27 protein-coding genes and 1 tRNA gene are annotated in these 26,902 nt (G+C 72.4%); 17 read left to right on the forward strand and 11 right to left on the reverse strand.

Features of this window, described 5'->3' with window-relative positions; translation table 11 throughout:
* Positions 1-21: 21 nt before the first annotated feature.
* From tmk to IF04_RS0121565, 5 genes are all read left to right on the forward strand, one after another.
* Positions 22-3,396: a dTMP kinase gene (gene tmk / locus IF04_RS0121545; protein WP_030260201.1), complete on the forward strand. Its 3,375-nt coding sequence runs from the start codon at positions 22-24 to the stop codon at positions 3,394-3,396.
* Between the two features lie 237 nt (positions 3,397-3,633).
* Positions 3,634-4,866 carry a DNA polymerase III subunit delta' gene (locus IF04_RS0121550; protein ID WP_030260204.1) on the forward strand — a complete coding sequence of 411 codons (1,233 nt, stop codon included), beginning with the start codon at positions 3,634-3,636 and terminating at the stop codon, positions 4,864-4,866.
* A 228-nt stretch (positions 4,867-5,094) separates the two neighbouring features.
* Positions 5,095-6,687 carry an alpha/beta hydrolase gene (locus IF04_RS0121555; RefSeq protein WP_030260208.1) on the forward strand — a complete coding sequence of 531 codons (1,593 nt, stop codon included), beginning with the start codon at positions 5,095-5,097 and terminating at the stop codon, positions 6,685-6,687.
* 81 nt (positions 6,688-6,768) lie between these two features.
* Positions 6,769-6,842 (forward strand) — tRNA-Thr (locus IF04_RS0121560).
* Positions 6,843-7,511: 669 nt separating this feature from the next.
* Complete coding sequence (locus IF04_RS0121565) at positions 7,512-7,736, forward strand: hypothetical protein (protein WP_030260210.1); 225 nt, start codon at positions 7,512-7,514, stop codon at positions 7,734-7,736.
* Positions 7,737-7,855: 119 nt separating this feature from the next.
* On the opposite strand, the gene IF04_RS0121570 is transcribed toward IF04_RS0121565, so the two are convergent.
* Positions 7,856-8,095 carry a chaplin gene (locus IF04_RS0121570; RefSeq protein ID WP_030260214.1) on the reverse strand — a complete coding sequence of 80 codons (240 nt, stop codon included), beginning with the start codon at positions 8,093-8,095 and terminating at the stop codon, positions 7,856-7,858.
* A gap of 369 nt (positions 8,096-8,464) precedes the next feature.
* Between IF04_RS0121570 and IF04_RS0121575 the strand changes: the two genes are divergently transcribed.
* The 6 genes from IF04_RS0121575 to IF04_RS0121600 all read left to right on the forward strand — a co-directional run bounded on the left by IF04_RS0121575 (position 8,465) and on the right by IF04_RS0121600 (position 12,130).
* Positions 8,465-8,710, forward strand: coding sequence for a chaplin (locus IF04_RS0121575; protein WP_030260216.1), 246 nt, complete (start codon positions 8,465-8,467; stop codon positions 8,708-8,710).
* Between the two features lie 182 nt (positions 8,711-8,892).
* The gene (locus IF04_RS0121580; RefSeq protein ID WP_030260220.1) at positions 8,893-9,303 is read left to right on the forward strand and encodes a rodlin; all 411 of its coding nucleotides are present in this window, start codon (positions 8,893-8,895) and stop codon (positions 9,301-9,303) included.
* Between the two features lie 347 nt (positions 9,304-9,650).
* Complete coding sequence (locus tag IF04_RS0121585; RefSeq protein ID WP_030260223.1) at positions 9,651-9,884, forward strand: chaplin; 234 nt, start codon at positions 9,651-9,653, stop codon at positions 9,882-9,884.
* A 135-nt stretch (positions 9,885-10,019) separates the two neighbouring features.
* On the forward strand, positions 10,020-10,763 hold the full coding sequence (locus IF04_RS0121590) for a chaplin (RefSeq protein WP_030260226.1): 744 nt from the start codon (positions 10,020-10,022) through the stop codon (positions 10,761-10,763).
* Between the two features lie 252 nt (positions 10,764-11,015).
* Positions 11,016-11,303, forward strand: a complete 288-nt coding sequence (locus IF04_RS0121595; protein WP_030260232.1) for a hypothetical protein — start codon at positions 11,016-11,018, stop codon at positions 11,301-11,303.
* Between the two features lie 416 nt (positions 11,304-11,719).
* Positions 11,720-12,130 carry a rodlin gene (locus IF04_RS0121600; protein ID WP_030260235.1) on the forward strand — a complete coding sequence of 137 codons (411 nt, stop codon included), beginning with the start codon at positions 11,720-11,722 and terminating at the stop codon, positions 12,128-12,130.
* 182 nt (positions 12,131-12,312) lie between these two features.
* Here IF04_RS0121600 and IF04_RS0121605 read toward each other — a convergent pair whose 3' ends face one another.
* Together IF04_RS0121605 and IF04_RS0121610 are read right to left on the reverse strand one after the other, a co-directional pair.
* Positions 12,313-12,567: a hypothetical protein gene (locus tag IF04_RS0121605; RefSeq protein ID WP_030260238.1), complete on the reverse strand. Its 255-nt coding sequence runs from the start codon at positions 12,565-12,567 to the stop codon at positions 12,313-12,315.
* Between the two features lie 96 nt (positions 12,568-12,663).
* Positions 12,664-13,404 carry a hypothetical protein gene (locus tag IF04_RS0121610; RefSeq protein ID WP_030260241.1) on the reverse strand — a complete coding sequence of 247 codons (741 nt, stop codon included), beginning with the start codon at positions 13,402-13,404 and terminating at the stop codon, positions 12,664-12,666.
* Positions 13,405-14,034: 630 nt separating this feature from the next.
* Between IF04_RS0121610 and IF04_RS38825 the strand changes: the two genes are divergently transcribed.
* The gene (locus IF04_RS38825; RefSeq protein ID WP_157847692.1) at positions 14,035-14,313 is read left to right on the forward strand and encodes a hypothetical protein; all 279 of its coding nucleotides are present in this window, start codon (positions 14,035-14,037) and stop codon (positions 14,311-14,313) included.
* Positions 14,314-14,342: 29 nt separating this feature from the next.
* Here the strand turns inward: IF04_RS38825 and IF04_RS0121620 are convergent, their stop codons facing one another.
* Positions 14,343-14,615 carry a hypothetical protein gene (locus IF04_RS0121620; RefSeq protein WP_051831424.1) on the reverse strand — a complete coding sequence of 91 codons (273 nt, stop codon included), beginning with the start codon at positions 14,613-14,615 and terminating at the stop codon, positions 14,343-14,345.
* A 262-nt stretch (positions 14,616-14,877) separates the two neighbouring features.
* Here IF04_RS0121620 and IF04_RS0121625 point away from each other — a divergent pair, with 262 nt between their 5' ends.
* The 3 genes from IF04_RS0121625 (at position 14,878) to IF04_RS0121635 (ending at position 20,342) form a co-directional block, all read left to right on the forward strand.
* A complete protein-coding gene (locus IF04_RS0121625) occupies positions 14,878-17,859 on the forward strand; it encodes an AfsR/SARP family transcriptional regulator (RefSeq protein ID WP_030260252.1) in 2,982 nt (993 codons plus the stop codon).
* Positions 17,860-18,101: 242 nt separating this feature from the next.
* The gene (locus IF04_RS0121630; protein WP_030260254.1) at positions 18,102-18,995 is read left to right on the forward strand and encodes a glycerophosphodiester phosphodiesterase; all 894 of its coding nucleotides are present in this window, start codon (positions 18,102-18,104) and stop codon (positions 18,993-18,995) included.
* Between the two features lie 180 nt (positions 18,996-19,175).
* A complete protein-coding gene (locus IF04_RS0121635) occupies positions 19,176-20,342 on the forward strand; it encodes an acyltransferase family protein (protein ID WP_030260256.1) in 1,167 nt (388 codons plus the stop codon).
* Positions 20,343-20,434: 92 nt separating this feature from the next.
* Here IF04_RS0121635 and IF04_RS0121640 read toward each other — a convergent pair whose 3' ends face one another.
* The 4 genes from IF04_RS0121640 to IF04_RS0121655 all read right to left on the reverse strand — a co-directional run bounded on the left by IF04_RS0121640 (position 20,435) and on the right by IF04_RS0121655 (position 24,794).
* Positions 20,435-20,836: a RidA family protein gene (locus IF04_RS0121640; RefSeq protein WP_030260260.1), complete on the reverse strand. Its 402-nt coding sequence runs from the start codon at positions 20,834-20,836 to the stop codon at positions 20,435-20,437.
* Positions 20,837-20,851: 15 nt separating this feature from the next.
* A complete protein-coding gene (locus tag IF04_RS0121645) occupies positions 20,852-21,772 on the reverse strand; it encodes a DeoR/GlpR family DNA-binding transcription regulator (protein ID WP_425428433.1) in 921 nt (306 codons plus the stop codon).
* A 126-nt stretch (positions 21,773-21,898) separates the two neighbouring features.
* Positions 21,899-23,575, reverse strand: a complete 1,677-nt coding sequence (locus tag IF04_RS0121650) for a bifunctional 3'-5' exonuclease/DNA polymerase (protein ID WP_030260268.1) — start codon at positions 23,573-23,575, stop codon at positions 21,899-21,901.
* 76 nt (positions 23,576-23,651) lie between these two features.
* Positions 23,652-24,794 carry a winged helix DNA-binding domain-containing protein gene (locus tag IF04_RS0121655; RefSeq protein ID WP_030260271.1) on the reverse strand — a complete coding sequence of 381 codons (1,143 nt, stop codon included), beginning with the start codon at positions 24,792-24,794 and terminating at the stop codon, positions 23,652-23,654.
* 160 nt (positions 24,795-24,954) lie between these two features.
* Here IF04_RS0121655 and IF04_RS0121660 point away from each other — a divergent pair, with 160 nt between their 5' ends.
* Complete coding sequence (locus tag IF04_RS0121660; RefSeq protein ID WP_030260274.1) at positions 24,955-25,725, forward strand: alpha/beta fold hydrolase; 771 nt, start codon at positions 24,955-24,957, stop codon at positions 25,723-25,725.
* A gap of 23 nt (positions 25,726-25,748) precedes the next feature.
* Here the strand turns inward: IF04_RS0121660 and tatA are convergent, their stop codons facing one another.
* From tatA to rpmB, 3 genes are all read right to left on the reverse strand, one after another.
* Entirely contained in the window at positions 25,749-25,958 is a 210-nt protein-coding gene (gene tatA / locus IF04_RS0121665; RefSeq protein WP_030260278.1) for a Sec-independent protein translocase subunit TatA, read from the reverse strand.
* 172 nt (positions 25,959-26,130) lie between these two features.
* Positions 26,131-26,436 (reverse strand): 30S ribosomal protein S14, encoded by a 306-nt coding sequence (gene rpsN / locus IF04_RS0121670; RefSeq protein ID WP_030260281.1) that lies wholly within the window; start codon positions 26,434-26,436, stop codon positions 26,131-26,133.
* A 1-nt stretch (position 26,437) separates the two neighbouring features.
* Positions 26,438-26,674 (reverse strand): 50S ribosomal protein L28, encoded by a 237-nt coding sequence (gene rpmB / locus IF04_RS0121675; RefSeq protein ID WP_030260283.1) that lies wholly within the window; start codon positions 26,672-26,674, stop codon positions 26,438-26,440.
* 60 nt (positions 26,675-26,734) lie between these two features.
* Here rpmB and rpmG point away from each other — a divergent pair, with 60 nt between their 5' ends.
* Positions 26,735-26,899: a 50S ribosomal protein L33 gene (gene rpmG / locus IF04_RS0121680; protein WP_030260286.1), complete on the forward strand. Its 165-nt coding sequence runs from the start codon at positions 26,735-26,737 to the stop codon at positions 26,897-26,899.
* The last annotated feature ends 3 nt before the right edge of the window (positions 26,900-26,902 follow it).

Genomic DNA, 26,902 nt, shown 5'->3' on the forward strand with positions numbered 1-26,902 from the left:
GGGTCCCGCTAGGCTGGCGGAATGACGCGTACCGAGCAGCCAACGGACGTGACCCCCACATCAGGCGCACTCGCCGCGGATTCCCGCGAGCGCGCCGTGCGAGCCCTGTTGCGCTTCCCTCCCCTCAAACGGCTGTGGAGCGCCCAGTTCGTCGGTGGCATCGGTGATGCCCTCGGTGTCCTGGTACTGGTCCTGCTCGCGCTCCAAGCGGCGGTCTTCACCCCCCACGGAGGCGTCGCGGCCTTCGGCGGCGGATACCGGGGCGCGGCCTTCGCGATCGCCGCCGTCTTCGGTGCCCGGCTGCTGTCGACGCTGCTCTTCGGTGCCGTGCTGCTCGGCCCGCTCTCCGCGCTGACCGCTCCCGAGGGGCCGCTGGACCGCCGCTGGACGATGATCGCCGCGGACGGCCTGCGTGCCGCGCTGCTCATCGTCGCCCCCCTGTGGATCGACTGGGTACGGGGCGACGCGCTGGCCTACGTACTGATCACGGCCTTCGTGGTCGGCGTCGCCGAGCGCTTCTGGACGGTGTGCAGGGAGAGCGCGGCCCCCGCGCTGCTGCCCGCGCCGCCCGCCGAGGGCGACGCCGTCAGACCGCTGCCGGACAATCACGACGCGCTGCGCCGCCTCTCGCTGCGTACGGGCTTCGTGTCGCTCCCCATCGCCGCCGCCGGCCTCCTGGTCGTCACGCTGGTCGGGAACGCGCTGGGTGCGGGCATCGACTGGTTCCACACCCACCAGGCGGCGCTCGGCTCGTACGTCGCGGCCGGCCTGTTCGCCGCGTCCGTCTCGATCCTGTACTTCCTCGAATTCCCCGGCGTCCGGACCCCGCGTCCGCGCTCGCCCCTTGAGGGCCTGCGCCGCCCGAAGACCGGCACCGGCCTCGACAAGGGGCGTACGGGCGCGATCCCGCTGCTCGTACTGGCCTGCGCCGCGGTCGCCGCAGCGATCGCCGCGGCCGTTGCCCTGTCCGTGCTGCACGGCCGCGACCTCGGCGGCGGCCCGGTCGGCTTCGCCCTCTTCGTACTGGCCCTGACCGGCGGCCCCGTGCTCGGCATCCGCAGCGCCCGCAAGGTGCTGCCCGGCTTCTCCCGGCGTCGGCTGCTCGCCCTCTCCGTGGCCGTCACCGGCCTCGCGCTGCTCGCCATGGGCCTGGTCCCCGACCCGACCACGGTCCTGCTGCTGGCGCTGCTGGCCGGCGTGAGCGCCGGCATCGCGGCCCACACCGGACACGCCCTCCTGGACCAGGAGACCGAGGAGTTCCGCAGCTCCCGTACGACCGAGCACCTGCACGCCGTCGTACGGCTCGCGATCGCGCCCGCCGCGATCGTCGCCCCCCTGCTGGCCGCGGCCATCGGCCCGCACCACCTGGGGAGCGGCTCCTTCGTGTTCGCGCACGGCGGCGCGGCCTTCACGCTGATGCTGGTCGGCGCGCTGCTGCTGCCGGTCGCCGCGTGGGTACTGGGCAAGACCGACGACCGGCAGGGCGTCTCGCTCCGCCGTGACCTGCGCGAGGCGCTGCGCGGCGGCGAGCCGGCCCAGGCCCCGGCCGCGACCGGCTTCTTCATCGCCCTGGAGGGCGGCGACGGGGCCGGCAAGTCCACCCAGGTCGAGGCGCTCGCCGACTGGATGCGGGCCAAGGGCCACGAGGTCGTGGTGACCCGCGAGCCGGGCGCCACCGCCATCGGCAAGCGGCTGCGCTCGATCATCCTGGACGTCTCGACCTCCGGGCTGTCGGACCGCGCCGAGGCCCTGATGTTCGCCGCGGACCGCGCCGAGCACGTGGACAGCGTGATCCGGCCCGCCCTGGAGCGCGGCGCCGTCGTCATCACCGACCGGTACATCGACTCCTCGGTGGCGTACCAGGGCGCGGGCCGCAACCTCGCGCCCACCGAGATCGCCCGCATCTCCCGCTGGGCCACCGACGGCCTCGTACCGCACCTCACGGTCCTGCTGGACGTCGCCCCCGAGACGGCGCGCGAGCGCTTCACCGAGGCGCCGGACCGGCTGGAGTCCGAGCCCGCCGAGTTCCACGAGCGGGTGCGCAACGGCTTCCTGACGCTGGCCGCCGCCGACCCGGCCCGTTACCTGGTCGTCGACGCGGGACTGGAGCCGGAGGCCGTCACCACCGTCGTACGGCACCGCCTGGACCAGGTGCTGCCCCTCTCCGAGGCCGAGGTCGAGGCGCAGGCCGAGGCCCGCAAGGCCGCCGAGGAGGAGGCCCGCAGGAAGGCCGAGGAAGAGGCGGCGCGCAAGGCCGAGGAGGAGCGGCAGGAGCGCGAGCGCCAGGAGCAGCTCGCCCGGCTGCGTGCCGAGGAGGAGGAGCGCAAGCGCCGCGAGATCGAGGCGGCCAAGGCGCGCGAGGAGGCCCGGCAGGCGGAGGAGGCCCGGCAGCGCGCCGAGGAGGCCCGCCGCCAGGCCGAGGAGGAGCGCAAGCGCCGGGAGGCCGAGGAGGCGGCCCGGCAGGCCGAGCGCGAGCGGCTGCGCCGCCAGCACGAGGAGGAGAAGCGGCTGCGCCAGGAGGCCGAGGAGCGCCGCCTGGAGAAGCAGCGCAAGGCCGAGGAGGCGCTGCTCCGGGCCGAGCAGGCCCGGCTCGCCGCGGCCTCGGCGGCCGAGGGGCTGCACGACTCCGATGCGCCGACCACGGAGACGCCGGTCGTCAGCATGCGCAAGGAGTATGCCCAGCGGGACGCCGCGGAGACCGTGCCCGAGGGGACGCCGCGGGTGGAGATGCGCAAGGAGGCGCGGCCGGACTCCGGGGGCGCGTCCGACAGCCGTAACGGCTCCGGCTCGCGCTCCGGGTCGGATCCCGAGGAGACCGCGGTACTGCCGCAGCCCGAGCCGGTCGCGGACGGCGAGGGCGACCGGCCGGACGACCGGTCCGGGAACGCGCGGCGGGCGCCGGGCTCCGGTGCCGCGGACGAGACGGCGGTACTGCCCTCCGTACGCCCCGAGGACGCGGCACGCCCCGAGGACGCGGCACGCCCCGAGGACGCGGCGCACAGCGGCGCGGCCGACGAGACCGCCGTACTGCCGCCGGTGCGCCCCGAGGGCCCGGAGGACCGGGTGCCGGCGTGGATGTTCCGCCCGGAACAGGGCGGCACGCGCCGTCCCGCCGCCGAGTCGAGCACCGAGCGCACGGCCGAGCTGCCGCAGATCGACCCGGTGACGGGCCTGCCGTCCCCGGGCCGGACCGGGCAGTCGCCGTACGAGTCGTACGCGCCGCAGCAGCCGCACTCCCAGTACGAGCAGCAGCCGCGGCCGGCCGGTGGCCGGCGGCGCCCGGAGTGGGCCGAGGAGACCCCGCTCGACGACCTCCCGACCCTCGCGGACGAGCTGCTCGGGCCGCGCGACACGGAGGAAGAGCAGGAGCGCCGCGGCCGCTGGGGCCGCCGCTGATCCCCGCCTCTCCGGCCCTCTCCGGCCCTCGGTACGTACGCGTCGTACCGAGGGCCGGAGGCGTTTCCGGGCCGGGCGGCGGCGTGCTTCCGGGCTCGGGCGGCCCCGGTAGCGCGCTTTCCGCCCCACGTGGACGGGATTGTCAGTGCCGTCCACCACAATGGGTTGCGACGGGGCAGACACGGCGGCGGGGCAGCCCGGCGCGTGGCAGGACACGGACAGGACGGCGGAGCGGCAATGGCGGTGTGGGACGACCTGGTGGGCCAGGAGCGGGTGAAGGAGCAGCTCGCCGCCGCTGCGCAGGACGCGGACGCCCTGGTCACGGCCGAGGAGCCGGGCTCTGTCGTGCCCGAGTCCGCGCCGGAGTCCATGAGCGCGTCCCGGATGACGCACGCCTGGCTGTTCACGGGGCCGCCCGGTTCCGGCCGGGCCACCGCCGCGCGCGCCTTCGCCGCCGCCCTGCAGTGCGTGAGCCCCGACCGCGCGCTGGGCGGCGCCCCCGGCTGCGGCTTCTGCGACGGCTGTCACACGGCGCTGGTCGGCACGCACGCCGACGTCGAGGTGGTCCGTACGGACGTGCTGTCCATCGGCGTGAAGGAGACCCGTGACCTGGTCCGCCGGGCCTCGATGTCACCGGCCGGCGGGCGCTGGCAGGTGATCGTCCTGGAGGACGCCGACCGGCTCACCGAGGGCGCGGGCAATGTCCTCCTGAAGGCCGTGGAGGAGCCCGCGCCGCGCACGGTCTGGCTGCTGTGCGCCCCCTCCATCGAGGACGTGCTCCCCACCATCCGCTCCCGCTGCCGCCTGCTGACGCTGTCCACGCCGGCCACGTCCGCGGTCGCCGACATGCTGATGCGCCGTGACGGCATCGAGCCGGCCGCCGCCACGGCCGCGGCGCGCGCCACCCAGGGGCACATCGGCCGGGCCCGCCGGCTCGCGACGGACGAGCGGGCCCGTGCCCGCCGCGCCGCCGTCCTCAAGCTCCCGCTCCGCGTCGACGACATCGGCGGCTGCCTCAAGGCCGCGCAGGAGCTGATCGACGCGGCGGGCGAGGACGCCAAGCAGGTCGCCGAGGAGGTCGACACCAAGGAGACCGAGGAGCTGCGGGCCGCGCTGGGCGCCGCGGCGGGCACCGGCGGGCGGCTGCCGCGCGGCACGGCGGGCGTGATGAAGGAGCTGCAGGACCGGCAGAAGCGCCGCTCCACCCGTACGCAGCGGGACAGCCTGGACCTCGCCCTCACCGACCTGACCGGCTTCTACCGCGACGTCCTGGCGCTTCAGCTCGGCACGGCCGCCGAGCTGGCCAACGAGGACGTACGGGACAGCGTCGAGCGCATCGCCGCCGGCTCCACCCCCGAGCGCACGCTGCGCCGGATAGAGGCGGTCATCGCCTGCCGCCAGGCCCTGGACCGGAACGTCGCCCCGCTGCTGGCCGTCGAGGCCATGACGGCGGCCCTCCGCGCGGGCTGAGGGCGGCGGGACGCCCACGGCGCCGCGGGCCGGGGGCTGGGCGCTGCGGGCTGGAGTACGCCCCTGTACCTCGGCGGACGGCCGAACTCACCCTTACGAGGGCAAAAGGCCACGCATGACCCCATCAGGACCGATACGCTCCCCAGAGCTGTCGCCAATTGTCACCACTGGTCACCAATCGTCACCGAGCCGAGTGCCGCCACCGCCGCCGAACGAGGGACCGTACCCATGGACACCAGCCGTCTGCTCCGCACCTCCGGCGCCGTGCTCGCGGCCGCCGCGCTGCTCGTCTCCTGCAGTCAACCGGGCAGCCCGGACGGCGACGCCGTCGCCTCACCGGCCCAGCACGGGCCCGACGCCCGCCCGGAGAGCGACAAGGCGACCAAGCCCCTGGACCCACTGCCCACGGCCGTACCGGCGGCCCTACGCCCGTACTACGACCAGAAGCTCAGTTGGCGCTCCTGCGGCCCCAAGGGCTTCGAGTGCGCGACCCTCCGGGCCCCGCTGGACTACGCGAAGCCCAGCCGCGCCACGGACCTGAAGCTCGCGGTCTCCCGCAAGAAGGCCCCCGGGCCCGGCAAGCGGATCGGCTCCCTGATGGTCGACCCGGGCGGCCCCGGCGCGTCGGCGATCAATTACCTCCAGCAGTACGCGCCGGAGCCGGCCGCCGTGAAGGCCCGGTACGACATGGTCGCGATGGATCCGCGCGGCGTGGCCCGCAGCGAGCCGGTCCGCTGCCTCACGAACAAGCAGATGGACGGGTACACGCAGGTCGACCAGACCCCCGACGACAAGGCGGAGCAGACCAAGCTCACCACCGCCTACAAGAAGTTCGCCGACGGCTGCCGAGCCCGCTCCGGCAAGGTGCTCGGCCATGTCTCGACGGTCGAGGCGGCCCGTGACATGGACATCTTCCGCGCCGTCCTGGGCGACCGGAAGCTGACCTACGTGGGCGCCTCGTACGGCACCTTCCTCGGCGCGACGTACGCCGGCCTGTACCCCTCCCGCGTCGGCCGGCTCGTGCTGGACGGCGCGATGGACCCCTCCCTGACCTCCCGGCAGCTCAACGAGGACCAGACCGCCGGCTTCAACACCGCCTTCAACGCCTTCGCCGCCGACTGCATCAAGAAGCGCGACTGCCCCCTGGGCACCAAGAGCACCGCCGACGCCGGCAAGCAGCTCTCCGCCTTCTTCCGCCGCCTGGACACGCGCCCGATCGCCACCAGCGACTCCCGCAAGCTCACGGAGTCCCTCGCGACCAGCGGCGTGATCGCCGCCATGTACGACGAGTCGGCCTGGCCGCTGCTCCGCGAGTACCTCACCAAAGCGCAGAAGGGCGACGGCAGCGGTCTGCTCGCCCTCTCCGACACCTACTACGAGCGCGAGCCGGACGGCAGCTACGCCAACCAGATGTTCGCCAACCCCGCGGTGAACTGCCTCGACCTCCCGCCCGCCTTCTCCTCGCCCGCCCAGGTCGAGTCCGCGCTCCCCGCCTTCCGCAAGGCGTCCCCGGTCTTCGGCGAGAACTTCGCGTGGGCGCCGCTGAACTGCGCGTACTGGCCCGTCAAGGCCACCGGCGAGGCGCACCGCATCGAGGCGAAGGGCGCGGCCCCGATCCTCGTCGTCGGCACCACCCGCGACCCGGCGACCCCGTACCCGTGGGCCCGCGGCCTCGCCTCCCAGCTCTCCTCCGGCCGCCTCCTCACGTACGAGGGCGACGGCCACACCGCGTACGGCCGCGGCAGCGACTGCATCGACACCGCCGTGAACACCTACCTGCTCGAGGGCACATCCCCCGCCAAGAACAAGCGCTGCTCCTGACCGCCCCACCCGCCCCCGGACCCCCTCCGAATCCGATTACGAACCACCCCTCCGCCATGTGTAGACTGGGCCGCGCACCACGCCGCCTTAGCTCAGTCGGCCAGAGCGACGCACTCGTAATGCGTAGGTCAAGGGTTCGATTCCCTTAGGCGGCTCGGCGAGGGGAAGCCCCAGGTCACACCGTGACCTGGGGCTTCTTCCGTTGTCGGGCGCGGAGCGCCGCTGGAGCCCGGGGCGCGGCCGTGGCCCGGGGGCCGGTCGGGGGTGGGGGATGTGTCGTGAAATGAGGGTGTGCGGGCGGGGGCGGGGGTCGTAGGGTCGCGGGCAGGACCACCCGTGCATGCGGGTGCAGGGATCTCCGAGCCCCCGAGATCGTCGTCCGGGCCCACAGACGGCCGGAGATCCGCCGAGTCTGCGGCGACATGCGGTTCTTCCGGCCCCGCCCTCCCGGACTTGTCCCGCCGGGAACATCCCGCGCTTCCGGCGGCCGGTGACGGGCGAAACAAGCGCCAGGAGACGGGGACGGGGAGCCACGCCTTCTCGCGCAAGGTCGCCGCCGGAGCCGACTCACGTACCCGGCGGCGACCCCTCGCCGTCTTCTTCGCCGGGCTGTGCCCGGGATTCGTTATTCGGTGCGCTGAGCCATTCGATTGAATGGTCAAGCGTCGTGGCGTTATGGGGCACCGTAAGGGCGTCGGGGAATTGCCGCGACAGATGGTTCCGTGGATTGCGCCAGTGGAGTTATTCGCAAGTCTGAGCGAGCGCCCAATGGGGTGTGACTGTAATCATTCTTGTGTCCCATTTCTGCGCAGAAGGAGAGAACCATGCGCAAGTTCATCGGACGCTTCGCCGCCACCGCCGCGCTCACCGCAGCAGCGGTCGTCCCGCTCTCCGGAGTGGCCTCGGCGGCCCAGACGCCGACCGCCGCACCGACGACCGCCTCGGCGGCCGGTCCCTGTGGGTGGGGTTGGGGATACGACTGCTGGGGCTGGCACCACCACCACGACCACAACCTGATCAACATCGACCTCGGCCTCGGGATCCTCTGACGGGCTCGTGAGCGGACGGGAAGGGGTTGCCGGCCCCACGGGACCGGCAGCGCACAAAGGAGGAAGGGCCCCGCTTCTGCGGGGCCCTTCCTGCCTTACTGCCTGCTGCTGCGCGAACGTCAGTCGTTGACGCAGGTGTTGCCGAAGGCGGGGTTCAGCAGACCGATGATGTTGATGGAGTTGCCGCAGACGTTCACGGGCACGTGGACCGGAACCTGAATGGCGTTGCCGGAGATCACGCCGGGCGAATTGGTCGCAGCGCCGCTGGCACCGCTGTCGGCCATCGCGGAACCGGAAGCGGCACCCGCAGCGAGGCCGGCAGCGGCCAGAACCATAGCGGCCTTGTGGGCAGTCTTCATGGGGAGTCCCTCCAGGGATGGTTACCGCGGCTCCGGGCGGGCGCCGCATCGTGCTGAACGCAGATCCGGTCCATCGGCTACGGGCAGCCGCCGATAAACCTTCGATCGGCTCAATGCGCTGAATGTGCAGGAGCGACCGGCTGCGTTTTGAATTCTGGCGGGTATTGAACGCCGGACTGCGTACCGGCCGCACAAGCCGGTTTCGGCGTGTTGCGATCCGTACACCAAATCCGCACACCTGACCAGTGGTTCACCCGGGCGGGGCCGCACCCGTCGGGCTGTTGATGCGTTGATCGGTCTGTTAGCCCAACTGGGCGACGGAAACCGAAGCCGACGTTACTGTCCGCTGTTCAGTGAAGAGGTACTGCTATGTCGCGCGTTGCCAAGACCGCCCTGCTCTCCGCCGTGGCCGGGGCCGCGGTCCTCGGTGCTTCCGGTATGGCGTCCGCCACCTCCGGCGCGGGCGCGTTCGGCGCCGCCGAGAACTCCCCGGGTGTCGGGTCCGGAAATCTCGTCCAGGCTCCGGTGCACGTCCCCGTGAACGCCTGCGGCAACACCGTCACGGTGATCGGCGCGCTCAACCCGGTCTTCGGCAACGACTGCGTCAACCACTGACGGAAGTGCCCGGCATGGTCCGGTGATTGCTTTCGCACGGCGCGGCAGCCTGATGCCCTTCGGGGCGTCAGGCTGCCGCGCCGTTCCGCGTTCATTCGAGTGACAGGACGCAACCAAACTCCCCGGATTACGTTGACCAGTTCGCTCCGACTACGGGCATTCCGTATTGAGAAGGGTGAATCGTGTTCAAGAAGGTTCTTGCCACGGGTGCCGTGGCGGCGTCCATTGTGGGCATGTCGGCGGCAGCGGCCCCCCAGGCGCTGGCGCTCGGTGACGACGGCGGTGCCACTTCCCTGAGCGGCAACGGTTCTTCGTCGTCGTTCGGTAACCAGACGACGGCCGGCAACATGAGCACGCAGCTCGGCCTGGTCCAGGGCACGCTGAACAAGCCCTGCGTCGGTCTGCCGCTCAAGGCCAACATCGGTTCGCTCATCGGTCTCATCCCGATCACGGTCCAGGACATCAACGTGCTGGCGAACCCGCAGAACCAGCAGTGCACCGACAACTCCAGCCAGAACAAGGGCGACGAGCCCCTGTCGCACATCGTGGACGGGGTTCCGATCCTGTCGGCGAACGGCACCGGCAACGGCTGATCCTCACCGGCCGCGAAGGCCCGGACCGCCCCCCTCTCCTCCTGGGCGGTCCGGGCCTTTTCGCGTGCCTGAAAAGGCTGCCGCGTTCCCTAAAGGCTGCTGCCGGAGAGAAAGTCAGGTCCCATTACGTACCGGCGAGGCGACGAGCGGAAATTCCTACAAGCATTACGTCGGGCCGAGTCGTTGGGTCATTAGAGGGTGTTCTGAGGAAAGTTCCAGTAGTGGGGTTTCGATTCCCCCGGGTGCTCGTTACCAGACACGGCAGCGTTGTTACGGGCGATCGGGATAGCGCTCGTGCGGCACGAAGGTCGTGACCGTTACGAACTCCGCTGCAGAAAGGGCTGAAAGTGAAGTACACGAAGGTCGCCGCGGTCGCCGCTGGAACGCTGATGGCAGCGGGGTCCGCCGCGCCGGCGTTCGCCGACTCGGGTGCCAGCGGTGCCGCCAACAACTCTCCGGGTGTGATCTCCGGCAATGTTCTGCAGGTTCCGGTTCACGTTCCGGTGAACGTCTGCGGCAACACGATCGACATCATCGGCCTGCTGAACCCCGCCTTCGGCAACACCTGCGTCAACGACTGACGTCCGCGACGTACGCAGTTGCGAGTTCGACCCGGACGGCCTCGGGACGCATGCCATGCGCCCCGGGGCCGCCTTGTAGTTACGGGCGTACGGGCAGCAGCCCTTACGCGACGGCAAGCGAAGACAGGAAGACCAATGCGACAGGTCCTGGCAAAGGGTCTCCTCGCCGCCGCGGCCACCACGGGTGTGCTCGGGGTGACCGGAGGCACCGCGTTCGCGGACGCGGGAGCGAGCGGTGAGAGCGCGAACTCCCCGGGAGTGCTCTCCGGGAACAACGTCCAAGCACCCGTGGAGATCCCCGCGAACATCTGCGGGAACAGCGCGGACGTCGTCGGGGCGCTCAACCCGTCCTTCGGCAACGGCTGTGCCAGTGACGGGGGCGGCGCCGGCCACCAGCAGCAGGGCGGGCAGCAGGAGCGCTCCGCCGAGGGCAGCGGGCAGGACGACGGGCAGGAGGCCGGGGAGGGCGCAGGAGAGGGCGCGGGCGCGGCCGGCTCGGCACAGAACTCGCCGGGCGTGGGTTCCGGCAACGACGCCAAGGCCCCCGTCGACGTCCCGGTGAACGCCTGTGGCAACTCCGCGGACATCGTCGGCCTGCTGAACCCCGTCTTCGGCAACAACTGCGCCGGGTCGTCGAACGAGGAGGAGCACGAGCAGGAGCACGCCGATGACTCCGTACCGCAGCACGTGGCGCCCGACGCCCCGCGGCCGGCAGGACCGGCGGACCCGCGCGCCGGCGAGGCGAGCGATCCGGGGTCCCCTGTGACGCAGTTGGCCCACACCGGTACCCAGCAGCTCGGCATCGCGGCCGGAACCGGCGCCGCGCTGGTGCTCGGCGGGGCGATCCTGTACCGCCGGGCGCGCCCGTCCAGGCGCTGACGGGAGAAATTCAGATTTCCTTATGGATGGATGTGCGGGAATCCGGGAAGCGGGCGAACGGGAACGCTGTGAGAGCCGCCGGAATTCCCGTCGTTCGGGTGGCAGCGGAAAAAGGAGCGGGCCCGCAGTTTCCGTGTGCGGACCGGGTCGTTACGCATGACGACAGCGGCGGAACGTACGGCACGCCACACTGCCTGCGCGACGCGCAGGGCGTCCTCGTCGCCCTCGCCGCTGCGGAAAGGAACGCTGAAGATGAAGCTCGCGAAGACCGCGGCGATCCTCGCCGGCTCGGTGGTGGCGCTGGGGGCCGCGTCCCCCGCGCTCGCCGCTCCCGCCCCCTCGACCTCCCCGAGCATGAGCCTGAACGCCGGGCTGAACGACGCGCTCGCCAACGCGGGCCGGGCCGAGGTCGACCCGCTGGTGGACAACGCGCACCGCACGACGCACGCGCTGGGCGACGGCGACGTCGAGGGTCTGGTGGACGGCGTTACCGGCATCGCGGGGCACCTTCCGCTGGCCGGTCTGCCACTCGGGAAGTAACGCCGCTGGGCGGCCGATCCGGCGCAAGGATCAGCCGCCGTGCAGCGGGACGGCGTACGGCCCGTCCGGGCCCGCGACCGCGAGGACGGTTCCAGGTGAAGGGGATCGGAATCGCCCCCGCTGATCGGCCGCTCGATCAACATACCTTGCTCCGGCCCGTTATTCGGCGCACCGCCGAATTTACCGTCGAACGGCCGAAGCCGGCGGTCGGTCCGCTTTCGCGGGATTACCTGCGGGATTCCGTGGGTCGAATACGCGCCCGGTGCGCCGCGTATTCCACCGTACGGCTGTGCCGTCGCGGTGAATTGAACGCCCGGGCGAAGAACCATATGGGTGAAAGTGCAAAACCAAACCCGCTGAAAAGAGTTGGGCAGAGCGCTCCGGATGCGGGCATTCAGTAACAAGAAGGGTGAATCGTGATCAAGAAGTTCATGGCCTCGGCCGCAGTCGCAGCGTCCATCGTCGGTGCCTCGGCCGCCGCCGCTCCGCAGGCGATGGCTGTGGGTGACGACGAAGGTGCCACCGCCATCAGCGGCAACGGTGCGTCGCAGTCGTTCGGCAACTCCACCACCCACGGCAACATGAGCCCGCAGATCGGTCTGATCCAGGGCTCGCTCAACAAGCCCTGCATCGGCCTGCCGGCCAAGGCGAACATCGGTTCGCTCATCGGCCTCATCCCGATCACGGTCCAGGACATCAACGTCCTCTCCTCGCCGCAGAACCAGCAGTGCACCGAGAACTCCACCCAGAACAAGGGTGACGAGGCGCTGTCGCACCTGCTCGACGACATCCCGATCCTGTCCGCGAACGGCGCCGGCAACAGCTGAGCGTGACGAGAGCCCGGGCCGTACCCTCCGCGGGGGCGGCCCGGGCTTCTTGCTGCCCCGAGGCCTCTCAGGCCCGAGTCCCCAGGTCCCAGGCGGGAGGGCCGAGGTCCCGAGCTGCGGGCACGGCTGTGGCCCCGGTCGCCGCGGGTGGGCGGCGGGCCGGGGCGGGCCTCGCGTACGGCTCAGAGTTCGTACGGCCGCTGGCGGGGTGGGCGGCGCGGCGGGTCGGGTGCGCGCGGCGGCCGAAGTGGCGGGACGCGCGGGCCGGCCTGCGGCTCGGCATCGTCGGGGAGTTCGCGGCGGGGCGGGAACGGGCCACGCGCGTGCCACTCGGCCAGCAGCCGGTCGTAGATCGGCGTCGGCTCCTCCCGTACCCAGCGGCCGGGCCGTGGCACGCGCGGAGGCTGCGGGTCCGCGTGCTCGTCGTCGTCCTTCATGTCCACGTCCACGTACAACCGCCCGCCCCGGCCGCGGGTTATGCCGGGTGTGGGCCGAAGGAGTTATACCGGCGGAGCCGGACGGGGAGGCGGCCGTCAGTAATCCACGTCCGGGGTCTGCTCGGCCGGAGTCTGCGCGGACGGCTGCTGCTGCGGGCTCTTGGCGATGGTCTTGGCCAGGTCGCCGGCGGCGATGAGGGTCTGCTGGGCGGCGGTCACCACATCGGCCCGGTCGCGGGCGCCGAGGGCCTGGACCAGCGCCTCGATCTTCGCGTGGAGGTCGCCGATGGCGCGGTCCCGTGGCCCGGCGGCCGCCGCCCGGGTGCCGGTCTGCTCCGGGCTCCCGGCGGCATCCGCGTCGGTCGGGTTGGCGGGCGCGTACGGGGCGGGCCCCGCATACGGGTTGGCACCGGCGTACGGATCGGCCTGGGCGTACACGTCGGAGGACGCGTCCGTACCGGTGAGCCCGTACTGGTCGTACTGCCCGTACTGTCCGTACTGGTCGTAGCCCGGAGCCGGCCGCGCGTCGCGGCCCTGCAGCTTGGCGAGTTCCGCGGCGATGGCCTGGGCCTCGGTCTTGGTGTTCGCCGTGGAGGGGGTGTCGTCCTTCTTCAGCGCGTCGCCGACCACGTGGAGCACGTCGCTGAGGGCGCCCAGCAGGCCGCCGTTCTCGTTGCCGTTCTGGGGGGCGTCGGGGGCGGGCGCCAGGACGGCCGCGTCGGGAGGAGCGGCGTTCCGCTCGGCGGTGGACGAGGCGGCCGGGCCGGCCGTGCCGAGGACGAGGGCGCCGCAGGCGGCGGAGGTGACGATGAGTCCGGGCTTCCGGAGCATGCGCATGGTGGTCCTTTCGGGTGACCGGTAGGAGTGGCAGTGGTCGGCGCGGCAGTGCCGTCGAGCGGTACCGCCGAGCGGTGCGTCGGGGAAACGCCGAGATACCGTCACGGTGCAAAGGCCGGTCGCCGCGCGCAATTCATCGGCAACGCGCCGTCAGGAGCAGCCGGTTGCGGTCGCATTGTCTGACCTGCCGTTTCGGCCTGAGCAGCGAAGACGGCGGGGCTGCGGCCATTCGTGGCGGCGCGGACGGGCATACGAGTGGCCCGTGCGGGCGCGGTCGGAGGCGGCCGGCCGCCCCGGAGTGCGCGGCCGGGTGGCACCGCGCGCACGGCCGGGTGGCGCCGGGCCCGGAGTCATTACCTCCCGGCCCGTGACGGCGTTGCACTGGGTGTGGCGGAACGTGTCACTGACCGTGATGCGTGGGCCTTCGCGGGGCGGTGCCGTCCTCACCCTCCGGCACCGTCCCGCCTCCCGGCAGAGGCGCGTTCGTACGGCTGAGGGAACGTATCTTCATGCCGTCCCCGGTGCAGGCGTATTCCGTACCCGGTACGAGTGCGGGCCGCAACCCGGGGCCATCGGTCCGAGTTGAACCCCGGCGTGGAGCTCTTTCTCGACAGACAGCGCCCGGGAGTCGTGCCGCGCCCCGCGATGGAGCCGACCCCGATCTACGACCGGCTGCTGGCCGAATGGCGGGCGGGCACCGTCCGGCGGCCCGCCGCCCTGTGGCCGCACGACGACACGGTGCGCGGCACCGGCCAGGGGCCCGGCGGTCCGGGCCCCGGTCCGGTGGGCCCGGGCCGCGCCGGTGGCCCGTCCGGCGGGCGGCTGCCCGCCGTCGTGCCGCCCTCGATGGTGCGCCGGGGCAGGGTGCCCGTCGCGCCCCGGCCGGTGGCCGCCTCGCACCCGCTGTGAGGGCGGTCCACCCGTCGTGAGGGCGGCCCTCAGCGAGCGGCGTTCGTACGGTCCGGCGGGCAGTCGCGGGGCCGTGGGATGGCCGGGCCGAAGGCGAGCGCCTGCCGCACGACCTCCTGGGCGGTGGGCGGTACGTCGGGCCAGAAGATCAAGTCGCTGACGTAACGGCACTGCAGGGCCTGCTCCAGCCAGTCCAGGTGGGCATAGAGCCCGGCCTCGCCGTCGTACGCGCCGTCCAGGATGCGCTGCACGAGGGCGACGGCCTGCTGCCGTACGGCCTCGTCGGTCTGGTCGCTCTCCAAGCGTGGCTCCCTGTCGTCCCTGACCGGTCCCCCAGAGACTGTCACTCTTCGGCGGCCACCCAAACCTCCGGGCCCCTGGCCGGCCGACGGCGGTGTGTGACTGCGGATCCGGCTCGGCGGTTGCGCTCCCCCGACGGACGGTGTGCGCGCCGGCGCACCGACGGGCCGGATCCGATGTGACGATCTCATCGGACGGGTCCAACGGCTGACTAACATGTGGCCAACCATGTGGCCAACGGGTCGGCCGGTACGGAGGAGCAACATGCGGTTCGGCCTGTTGGGCCCGCTGACGGTGCACGACGGGGCGGGCGGGGCCCGGCCCCTCAAGAGCGCGAAGGGTCAGGCGCTGCTGGCCGCCCTGCTGTTGCGGGCGAACCGCGTCGTACCGGTCGACGTCCTCAAGGAAGCGCTCTGGGGCGAGCACGCGCCTGCCTCGGCCAACGCCTCGCTCTACAACCACGTCACACGGCTGCGCCGGACCCTCGGGGCGGACGGCGACGGCCGGCTCAGCTCGGTGGCCCCGGGCTATCTGCTGCGGGTCGGCGCGGGGGAGCTGGACAGTACCGAATTCACCGCTGCCGTACGGCGTGCCAGGGAGGCGTACGTACGCGCTGACTGGGCCGCGGTGCTCGGGGAGGCCGCGACGGCGTCCGCACTGTGGCGCGGCCGTCCGCTGGACGGACTGCCGGCCGAGGTGTCCGAGGCGCTGGCCGTCCAGCCGTTCGTACAGCAACTCGAAGAGGAACGTCTTCAGTTGCTGGAGTGGCGGTACGACGCCGAGCTGCGGCTGGGGCGGCACGGCGGGCTGGCCCCCGAGTTGTGCCGGCTGGCCACCGAACATCCGCTTCGGGAGGGTTTCCACCGGCAGTTGATGCTGGTGCTGCGCAGGACGGGCCGGCAGGCGGAGGCGCTCGCCGTCTTCCAGGCGCTGCGCCGGCGGCTGGTGGACGAGCTGGGCGTCGAGCCGGGCGCGGCGGTCCAGGAAGCGCTCCAGGAGGTGCTGCGGGAGGACGAGGCGCTCCCGGAGGTGCTGCGGGTGGACCCGGACCCCACCGAGGGGGACGCGGACGGGGACGCCGTCGAGGAAGGGGATCCCGTCAGCCCCGTGGAATCGAAACCCGCCCATCGCCCCGCCCAACTCCCGCCCCCGCCCGCCCCCTTTCTGGGCCGCGACGAGCAGGTGGCCGCGCTGTACGAGGCGTTGGCGCCGCATGGCGGCCGGGCCGCGATCGCCGTGCTCAGCGGCATGGCGGGCGTCGGGAAGAGCGCGCTGGCCGTGCACGTCGCCCACGGGCTGCGCGAGCAGTACCCGGACGGACAGCTCTTCCTCAATCTGCACGGCGCCAACCCCGGCGTCGCGCCCATGAGCGCGCTCCAGGCGCTGGAGGTGCTGCTCCGCGACCTCGGCGTGCCGAGCGGGCGGGTGCCCGACGAGGTGCACGCCGCCTCGGCGCTGCTCCGCTCGACGCTCGCCGGGGCCCGTACCCTCCTCGTCCTCGACGACGCCGCCGGCGCGGCCCAGGTGCGGCCGCTGCTCCCGGCGGGCCCCGGCTGCGCGGTGCTGGTCACGAGCCGGTCGCCGCTGGCCGCGCTGGACGGCGCGCTGCACCTGCCGCTGGCCCGGCTCGCCGAGCGGGACAGCGTGGACCTGATCAGCCGGGTGTCGGGGCACGGCCGGGTGCCGGCGGGCAGCCCGGCGGCCCGGCGGCTGGCGGAGCTGTGCGGGCAGCTCCCGCTGGCGCTGCGGGTGGTCGCGGCGCGGCTCGCGGCCCGCCGCGCGCTGACCGTGGAGGCGCTGGTGGAGCTGCTGGACGGACAGGACGGGCGGCTGGACCACCTGGAGTACGACGACCTGAGCGTGCGGCGCTCGCTGGCCGTCGCGTACGACGCGCTGGTGGCGTCCGAGCGCCCGGCCGACCGGGACGCGGCGCTGGCGCTGCGCCGGATGGGCGCGCTGGACCTGCCCGAGTACGAGACCGCGCTGACGGCCCGGCTGATGGACGCCGATGCCCGGCGGACCTGTGCCGCGCTGGACCGGCTGGTGGACGTGGCGCTGCTGGAGGAGGTGGCGTTCGGCCGGTACGCGCCGCACGACCTGGTAAGGGACTTCGCGCGGGAGCTGGCGGCGCAGCACGAGGACGCGGCGGAGCGGGAGGCGGCGGAGCGGCGCGGCGTGGAGTGGTTCGCCGCCCGGGCCGCGCAGTCCGTCCGGGTCCTGCTGCCGTCGTCGCCCTTCCAGGCGCTGCGGCTGGCGGGCGAGCCGAAGGAGGCGGCGGCGCCGTTCGCGGACGCGGAGGAGGCGTTCCGCTGGGGCGACCGGGAACTCGCCGTCATGAGCGGCCTGGTGGCGCGGCACGTCCGTACCGAGTACGGCAGGGACGCGGCGGTGACGCTCGTACGGATGCTCGCGCCCTATCTTCAACGCCGCGGCCGCACACAGGAATTGGCCAATCTGAGCGACCTGGCGCGCTCCGGGGCCCGCGAGTCGGGGGACGCGAACGCCGAGATGGTGGCGATGAGCGACCTGGCCAGCGCGTATTACATGTCGGGGCGCTACGAGAAGGCGCTCGTACTGATCGACGATGCGATCGCCCGGTGGCGGAAGCTGGGTGACGACGAGTGGCTGCAGCGCGTGCTCAGCAACCGGGGGCTGCTCCTGTACGTACTGGGGCGGCCCGAGGAGTCGGCGGCGGCGCAGGAGGAGGCGCTCGCGTACGCGCACCGGCTGGGCGACGACCACGCGGTGGCGGTCTGCCTGAGCCACCTGGGCAATCTGTACGAGCTGACCGACGCGCGCAAGGCCATCGAGTATCACCGGCGCAGCCTGGAGGCGGGCGTCCGGCTGGACAGCGCACGGTTGCAGCAGACGGCGCGCTGCAACATCGGCTGCGCCTATCTCACGCTCGGTGAACCGGAGGCCGCGGTCGGTCAGTTCGAGGACGCGCTGCGCTCGCTGGAGGACTCCACCGACTGGCACACGGTCTCCGAGACGCGCCTCGGGCTGATCCGCGCGCTGCGCACGCTGGCGCGGGCGGAGCGGGCCGCGCGGGAGTGCGAGACGCTGCTGGACCTGGCCGAGCTGCGCGGCGACGCGTACACCGCCGGCAAGGCGCGGTACGAGTACGGGCACGTGCTGCGCGCCCTCGGGCGCGGAGCGGAGTCGGACGAGCAGTGGCGGCTGTCGCTGGCGGCGCTGGACGGCACGGACGCCGATGTGCTCGCGGAGTTGCGCACTCTCGTGTGACGTGGTGGGGGCCGGCACGACAAATCCATGGCCAGTTAATTACCCCTCGTATTCCTCCCTCGTCGGTGCCGTCCGTGTCCTGATTGCACCGGGTCGGCTTAGCCCGCCTGGCGCACACGAATAGGAAAACGGATAAACTGGTGCAATTGTGGTGGGAGTTGTCATGGGCTCCGGTACCTGGCAGGGGTGGGTGGTCACTCCGGTCGGCACGCGAGGCCCGCCGCCAGCGTCCAGGAGGTCCCATGCTCCGAAGCGCCGTCCGCAGCGCCGCAGCCGGTCTCGTCCTTCTTTTCGCGGCGGTGCTCGCCGCTGACACGGGCGCCCCGGGCGGTGGTGGGGTCGCCGCCCCGCCGGCCCCGGTCCGCCTGGCCTCCGCCCAGAAGGGCCTGCCGCTCGACGGCCCCACGGTCATCGCCCACCGGGGCGCCGCCAAGTACGCCCCCGAGAACACCCTGGCCGCGGTCGACGAGGCCGACCGGCGCGGCGTCGAGTGGGTCGAGAACGACGTGCAGCGCACCAAGGACGGCAGGCTGGTCGTCATCCACGATGCCACGCTCAAGCGCACCACCAATGTGGAGAAGGTCTACCCCGACCGGTCGCCGTGGCGGGTGGGCGACTTCACCGCGGCCGAGATCGCCAGGCTGGACGCCGGGAGCTGGTTCGGCAGGAAGTTCAGGGGGGAGCGGGTGCCGACCCTCGCCTCGTACCTGAACCGGGTGGACCGCAATGACCAGCGCCTTCTGCTGGAGATCAAGAATCCGGAGAAGTACCCGGGCATCGAGAAGCAGATCCTCGCCCAGCTGCGGTCGTCCGGGTGGCTGGACGCGGCACATGTGATGGACGGGCTCGTCATCCAGAGCTTCGGCGTCGCCGCCGTCCGCAGCGTGCACTCGCTGCAGCCGGACGTCCGTACGGCGGTGCTCGGCAAGCCGAGCCGCGCGCAGCTCCCGGAGTACGCCCGGTTCGCCGACTGGATCAACCCGCCGTACAAGGGCCTGAGTTCGTCCTATGTGTCCGCTGTGCAGAGCCTGTGGGGACCGCACGCCGACCGCATGGAGGTGCACACTTGGGGCGTGTCGGTCGGTCAGGCCAAACGGGCGTTCTCGGCCTACAGCGTCGATGGCGTAATCCTCTGACCTGCGGCTTCCTGCTCGCCGGTCACCGTGTGACGTACATGGCATGTGAAGCATGTGAGGAGACGATTTACGGGATTCGGCGTGCCGGGCTAGGGTGCCTCTGATGTTCTCAGCTGCCTCGCTCCCCGCAATTCCGGTAAGACGGAGAATTCTCTCCCTGGGTTGCCCGGGGGAGGGGACGTGAACAATCTCGCGCAGCCGCACAGTGAGCGGCGCACCCCTCTTCCGCCCACGCGGACGGAACCACAGCCGGCGGACGCCGCGGCAACGGGCGGCGCGCAGCAGGCCGCCCGGAAGCGCACCGAGCCGTCGAAGAACGGCAAGCAGCGGGACGCCTTCTTCGACAACGCCAAGTACCTGGCGATCGTGCTGGTGGCCATGGGCCACTCGTGGGAACCGCTGCGGGACGGCAGCCGGTCGGCGGCAGCGCTGTACATCATGGTGTACGCCTTCCACATGCCGGCGTTCATCATCATCTCCGGCTACTTCTCGCGCAGTTTCGACATGCGCAAGGACCGGCTGCAGCGGCTGATCACCGGCGTCGCGGTGCCGTACATCCTCTTCGAGGTCGCGTACACGCTGTTCAAGCGGTACGCGGACAACGACCCGGGCTACGACTTCAGCCTGCTGGACCCCTGGTATCTGACCTGGTTCTTGATCGCGCTGTTCATCTGGCGGCTCACCACCCCGATCTGGAAGGTCGTGCGCTGGCCGGTCCCGCTGGCCCTGGCCATCGCCGTCCTCGCGTCCGTCTCGCCGGACATCGGCAACGACCTCGACCTCCAGCGGGTGCTGCAGTTCCTGCCGTTCTTCGTCATCGGCCTGAACCTCAAGCCCGAGCACTTCCTGATGGTGCGCAACAAGCGGGCCCGCATCCTCGCGGTGCCGGTCTTCGCGGCCGCGTTGGTGTTCGCCTACTGGGCAGCGCCCCGGATGAACGCCGCGTGGTTCTACCACCGCGACGCCGCCCAGGAGCTCGCCGCCCCGTGGTGGAGCGGCGCGGTCATGACCCTCGCGATGTTCGGCTGCTCGCTCGTCCTGGTCGCGTGCTTCTTCGCCTGGATCCCGGGCCGCACGATGTGGTGCACCGCCCTCGGCGCCGGCACGCTGTACGGCTACCTGCTGCACGGCTTCCTCGCCAAGGGCTCCCGCTTCTGGGGCTGGTACGACGACTGGGACTGGATCCACACTCCGTGGGGCGCCATCCTGCTCACCCTCTTCGCGGGCACGCTCATCACCGTGCTGTGCACCCCACCCGTGCAACGGATGTTCCGCTGGGCGATGGAACCGAAGATGGCCTGGGCCTTCAAGAAGGACCCGGCCGAGGCGGCCCGCCACCGCCGCTGACTCCGTGCCTCCCGGGGCCCGGTCCGTACTACGGACCGGGCCCCGGCTTCGTACGCAGGACGTGCCCCGGCTGCTGAGCGGCGCGTGGCCGGTCAGCCGACGACCGCGATGCCCTCGATCTCGACCAGCGCGGCCTCGTCCCACAGCCGTGTCGCGCCGATCACGGCCATCGCCGGATAGTCGCTGCCCACCAGGCGCTTCCAGACCTGCCCGATGGCGGCGGCGTTGCGCCGGTAGTCGGCGACGTCCACCGCGTACACCGTGAGCTTGCCGAGGTCGGCGGGGCCCGCGCCGGCCGCCTCCGCGGCGGCCAGCAGATTCGTCAGCGCCTGCTCGAACTGCTCGACGACGTCCGTGCCGACGATCCGGCCGGCGCCGTCCAGCGCGGTCTGCCCGGCGAGCAGCACGAGCGTGCCGGAGGGCGCCCGCACGGCGTGGCTGAAGCCGGTCGGCGGGGACAGCCGCGGTGGGTTGATCCGCTCCAGCTCGCTCATGCCTGTGCCTCCGCCTCAGTCGCCGGCCGTCGCCACCAATTCGTAGCGCACACCCAGCGATTGAAGCGCTTCCTGCTCCTCCTGTGGAAGATCCTGGTCGGAGATGACGAGATCGAAGTCGGCCAGCGGAGCCAGCTCGTACAGCGCCTGGCGGCTGAACTTGGAGTGGTCCACGAGCAGCACCTTGCGCCGGGCCGCCGCCATCAGGGCCCGCTTGACCAGGACGTTCTCCTGGGCCTGGTGGTAGCAGTGGCCGTTGTCGACGGCGGAGGTGGACAGGAAGGCGACATCGGCGCGGAAGCTGCGCGCGATGTCGGCGGTGGACATGCCGAGGAAGGCGTTGAACGCGGCGTGGTACTCGCCGCCCAGCGCGATCACCCGGATGTCGGGCTCGTCGGCCAGCTCGTTGATCACCTGCAGTGAGTTGGTGATCACGGTGTACGCGCCGCGTCCGGAGAGCGAGCGGGCCAGCGGCAGGGCCGTACTGGAGTCGTCGATGATCACTGCCTGGCCGGGCTCCGCTATGGCCAGCGCGGCCGCGCAGATCGCCTCCTTCGCGGCGACGTGCTCGCTGCCGCGCCAGCGCGCGTTGGACTCGAACAGGGCGTTGGGCGCGGCCGTGGCGCCGCCGCGCACCTTCCGCAGCCAGCCCTGGTGCTCCAGGGTGTCCAGGTCGCGGTGGACGGTCATCTGGCTGACGCCCAGCTCCTTGACCAGGTCCTCGATGCTGACCTGGCCCTCGGCCAGCACCCGGTCCGCGATCCGCTTCCGGCGGTCCTTGGGGCCGAGCTTGGCCGGGGGAGCGGCGTCGCCGGGCGCTGACGCGGCGTCGGCCGGGGGCACGGCGTCGCCGGGCGCTGACGCGGCGTCGGCCGGGGGCACGGCGTCGGGCGTCCCCTCGGCAGTGCCGTCGGCTGTCCCTTCGGTACCGGTCAACGCTCGTCCTCTCCCGGCTGGCGGTCAGCCACGTCCTCACACGTCCTCACGGCCCGGCCGGCCGCAGCGGGGCCTCCTCGGAGTTTAGAGCCTGCGGGGCAGCCTTCCCCTGGCCCGGGCGCGGCCTCACTTCGCGTCCGCGTAGCACTCCACCACCGCCGTGGTGAACGGGAAGCGGACCGGGGTGGGGCCGAAGGCCAGGCGGCCCGCCAGGTCGGCGGCCGTGGTGATGGCCTGCGCGACGGCGGGCGCCTCCTCCTCGGGGCAGTGCACGATCACCTCGTCGTGCTGGAAGAAGACCAGCTCGGCCTGCATGCCGGCGTCGTGCAGCGACCGGCGGAGCCCGGCCAGTACGAGCAGCGCCCAGTCGGCGGCGCTGCCCTGCACGACGAAGTTGCGCGTGAAGCGGCCGCGGGCCCGGGTGCCCGCCGTGCTGCCGTACGAGGGCGGGGCCTCCTCCTGGGGCAGGCCAGCCTCGTCGGGCGGGACCACCGAGGCGGGCGGGCTCGTGCGTCCCAGCCAGGTGCGCACGAGGCGGCCCTCCTCGCCGGCCCGCGCCGCGTCGTCCACGTACGCCACCGCTGCCGGATACCGGCGCCGCAGGTCCGCCATGTGCTTGAGCGCGTCGCCCGAGGTCTGGCCGTAGATCGCGCCGAGCAGCGCGAGCTTGGCCTGCGCGCGGTCGCCGCCGAAGGCGCGGGCCGCCAGGTCGGCGTACAGGTCCCGGCCGCTGCCCGCGACGTCCATCAGGCCGCGGTCCCGGGAGACGGCCGCCAGCACCCGCGGCTCCATCTGGTCGGCGTCCGCGACCACCAGCCGCCAGCCGGGGTCGGCGACCACCGCCCGCCGGATCACCTTGGGGACCTGCAGCGCGCCGCCGCCGTTGGTGGTCCAGCGCCCGGAGACCGTGCCGCCGGGCAGGTACTCCGGGCGGAACCGGCCCTCGTGCACCCACTGCTGGAGCCAGGACCAGCCGTGCGCGGTGTGCAGGCGGTAGAGCTTCTTGTACTCCAGGAGCGGGGCGACGGCCGGGTGGTCGATGCCGAGCAGCTCCCATTTGCGGGTGGAGGTCAGCTTGATGCCGGCCTGCGCGAAGGCCCGGATGATGTCGGCCGGCAGGTCGGGGCGGACCCGCGCGCCCGCCCCGAAGGCGCGCGACACCTCGTCCGCCAGCTCGGCCAGCCGCTGCGGCTCCAGGCCACGCGGATAGCGCTCGCCGAGCAGCTCGTCCAGCAGCGCGCGGTGTACGTCCGCGCGCCAGGGCACCCCGGCCCGGTGCATCTCGGCGGCGACCAGCATCCCGGCCGACTCCGACGCGAGCAGCAGCCGCATCCGCTCCGGCCGCTCGGTCTTCTCCGTACGCGCGAGCTGGCCCGCGTACACCTCCCGCAGCGCCGTGAACTCGTCCGTGCCCGGCGGCAGCGGGACCGGGCCCGGCTCGAAGAGCGAGGGCTGCGTCTCCGCGGTCCGCACGGGCGGGTCGTCCGGCACCGGCAGGCCGCGCAGCCGCGCCCAGGCCGCCGCGAGCGACCGCGGCTGGCCGGACTGGCCCTCCTCGTGCCCGATCAGCAGCGCCTCGGCGGCCTCGACGTCGTAACACCGCTCGACCCGCACCCCGGCCGCGAGCAGCTTGCGGTACGACTCCGCCGTGGACCGCCACACCCAGCGCTCCACGTCCGGCCGTGCCCGCACCGCCGTGACCAGGTCCGGCTCCTCGGCGACCGCACCGACCGGCTCTCCCGCCCCGTCCACCGCACACAGCCGCACACCCCCGTTCGCCGATTCACCCACCACCCACCGCATATTCCGAGTTTCGCACCGGGGTACGACAATCCAGCTGTGGCCGCGCCTCTGTCCGGCCCCGTCGGGCCCCTCCCGGTCAGATCTCCTGTACCGCTATCGGGCGGTCGCGGCCCGTGCAGCGGGCCAGGTGGGCCGCCTCGGCCGCCAGGCCCTCGTCCGGCACCGGGCCGTGCTCCGCCACGTGGTCCTTGAAGAGGCTGACCTCCACCGCCGTGTCGGTGAAGGCCCAGACGCCCGCGACCCGGCCGCCGTGCACGACGACGGGGGCGATCCACCCGGCCGCACGGCTCACGTCCTTCCTGTGGTGCGCCGGGATCAGACGGCTGTCGGCGGTGCCCGGCCCGAGGACGTACTGGTCGAAGCCGGCCAGCAGCCGCACCTCGCGGGAGGGCCGCACGGCCGCCAGCGCGTCGGCGTCCTCGCTGCGGACGTACGCACCGGGCTCGCCGTCCACCTCGACCGGCGTGAGCGCGTCCCCGAGCGCCGCGAACCAGCCGCGCAGCGTCGCCCTGCGGGTCGCGCCGCGCAGCAGCCACGCGTCGAAGGCGGTGGGCGTCGCGGGGCCGTGCGCCCCCAGATACGCGGAGATCACCGTCCCGGACGCCTCCTCCGGGTCCGGTATGCCGAACCGGCCCGGTACCCAGGAGTGCGGCGCGGTGAACGTCACGTTCCGTCCCCGGGGCAGGCCCTGGCAGAGCCGGCCCGTCCACGCCAGCGGCTTGAGCACCGCGCTCCAGCCCGAGGACAGCTGCTCGCCGAGCCCGGTCAGGCCCTTGCGGGAGCACACGGCCGCGACCAGCTCCTCGCGCGTGAGCTGCCGCCCGTCCAGCTCCTCGTCGACCGCCTCGCCCAGCGCCGCGAGCTGCCGCGGGCTCACCCCGAACGCCTTCTGCCAGGACGGCTTCTCCCACGTCCGCGCCGCGCCGAGCAGGGAGAGATACGCACCGGCCGCCGGTGCGGGCAGCAGGTGGAGCGTGCCGCGCATGGCCCAGGTCTTGATCACCGAGCGGTCCGCGAGCGCGGCGTCGACGCAGCCCGCCACCGGGTCACTCCGGCGGGTGGCGACCGCCAGCTCGGCGGACGAGGCGACCTGGGCCTGCACCCCGGCCAGCCGCCCGGCGAGCTCCGCAAGGGACGCGGCACCGCGCGGCGCAAGGCTCTGCTGCCGCAGTCGCCAGGCCAGCACCTGGTCGTGCCGGACCTTGAGGGTTCGGTTCATGGACCCATTGCACCGCACGCCACTGACAATCGCCCGGCAGCGCAAGTCACGGCGGTGGCAGAGGTGTTCGCCGTGTCCCGCCTCTGTTCCCGCACGGCCGGGCGGCGGGACCATACGCTCGCGAGTGCTGGGCACCGGACACCGAAGAGGGAGCCGCCGTATGACCAGAACCGAGCAGACCGTCGCCCATCGCCTCATCGGGACGGGCCCACGCCATGTCATCGTGCTGCACGACTGGTTCGCCACCTGCGCGGGCTGGGGCGCGATCCTGGACTACCTGGACACCGAGGACTTCACGTACGCGTTCCTGGACTACCGCGGCTACGGCGACCGCAAGGACGTCCCCGGCCGCTACGACCTCCCCGAGATCGCCGACGACGTGCTGGCCCTCGCCGACCAGCTCGGCTGGGACCGCTTCGCGCTGGTCGGGCACTCGATGGGCGGCAAGGCGATCCAGCAGGTGCTGGTCCGCGCGCCGGAGCGGGTCAGTCGGCTGCTCGGCCTCGCACCCGTACCGGCGGCGCCGTACCCGATGGACGAGCCGACGCGGGCCCTCTTCTACGGGGCGTCCGAGGACCCTGAGAAGCGCCGGGCCATCCTCGATCTGGTGACCGGGCACCGCACGGGGCGGGTCTGGCAGCAGCGGATGATCAGCCACTCGATGGCGGCCTCCCGCAAGGAGGCGCACGCCGGCTACCTCGCCAGCTGGCACACGCTGGACCTCTCGGACGCGGTGCGCGGCAACCCCGTCCCCGTACGCGTCGTCGTCGGCGAGCACGACCTCGCCCTCACCGCCGACGTCATGCACGCGACATGGGAGAGCTGGTATCCGAACGCCGACGTCGTCACCCTCACGGGCGCGGGCCACTACCCGATGCACGAGACCCCGGTGGCCCTGGCCGCCGTGATGGAGGACTTCCTCCGGGAGTGAGGCCCGAGTGAGGCCCCGGGGCGCTACTCCTGGCCGACGGTCCGCTGCTGCTCCGATGCCGCCCGGTCGCTGTCGCGGTCCTCGGACTTCATGGCCTTGGTCTCCGACTTCAGGATGCGCATCGACTTGCCGAGGCCGCGGGCCATGTCGGGGAGCTTCTTCGAGCCGAAGAGCAGGACGAGGACCGCGAGGATCAGCACCAGGTGCCAGGGCTCGAGGGCATTGCGGAACATGGGGGGCTCGCTCTCGTTGGGGTGCGTTCCCGTGGGTGCGCAGCCGCGCGCCCGTATACGCGGTACGGATCGGGACGTTCCGCTCAGTATGACCCGTACAGGAGTACGGAAGGGAAACCGGGGCCGGGGCGCGCGTGAACGGCGGCCCCCGGCCCCGGTGTCACCGCGCTGCCTACCAGCTCGACTTCGTCACGCCCGGCAGGTAGCCCGCGTGCGCCTGCTCGCGCAGGTTGACGCGGGACAGGCCGAACGTACGGAAGTAACCGCGCGGGCGGCCGTCCACGCTGTCGCGGTTGCGAACGCGGGTGGCGCTGGCGTCGCGCGGCTGGCGGGCCAGCTCGCTCTGGGCGGCGAGCCGCTCCTCGTCCGGCGTCTTCGGGTCGCGGATGATCGCCTTCAGGGCGGCGCGACGGGCCGCGTAACGGGCGACGACGACGCGGCGCTTCTCGTTCTTCGCGATCTTGCTCTTCTTCGCCATGTCAGACCTTCTCCCCACGGGCGCGGATACGGGCGACGGCGGCTTCGATGCCGATGGTGTCGACGGTCTTGATCGCCTTGGTGCTGAGCCGCAGGCGTACGAAGCGGTTCTCGCTGGGCAGCCAGTACCGCTTGCGCTGGATGTTCGGGTCGAAGCGGCGCGGCGTGCGCCGGTGCGAGTGGGAGATCGTGTTGCCGAAGGCCGGCGTGCGGCCGGTCAGCTGGCAGTGGGCGGACAAGTGAGCTACCTCCTACTGAGCCTTAATGAAAATGACTGTCGTTTCTGTATAGTAGCTCGTATGGCCCGCAACGAACTACGTCCCGTGATCAAGCTCCGGTCCACCGCCGGCACGGGCTACACGTACGTCACCCGCAAGAACCGCCGTAACAACCCCGACCGGCTGGTGCTGAAGAAGTACGACCCGGTCGCCGGCCGGCACGTCGACTTCCGAGAGGAGCGCTGAGCA

Origin of the sequence: Streptomyces violens, from assembly GCF_000717745.1 — a bacterium.
Taxonomy (GTDB): Bacteria; Actinomycetota; Actinomycetes; order Streptomycetales; family Streptomycetaceae; genus Streptomyces; species Streptomyces violens.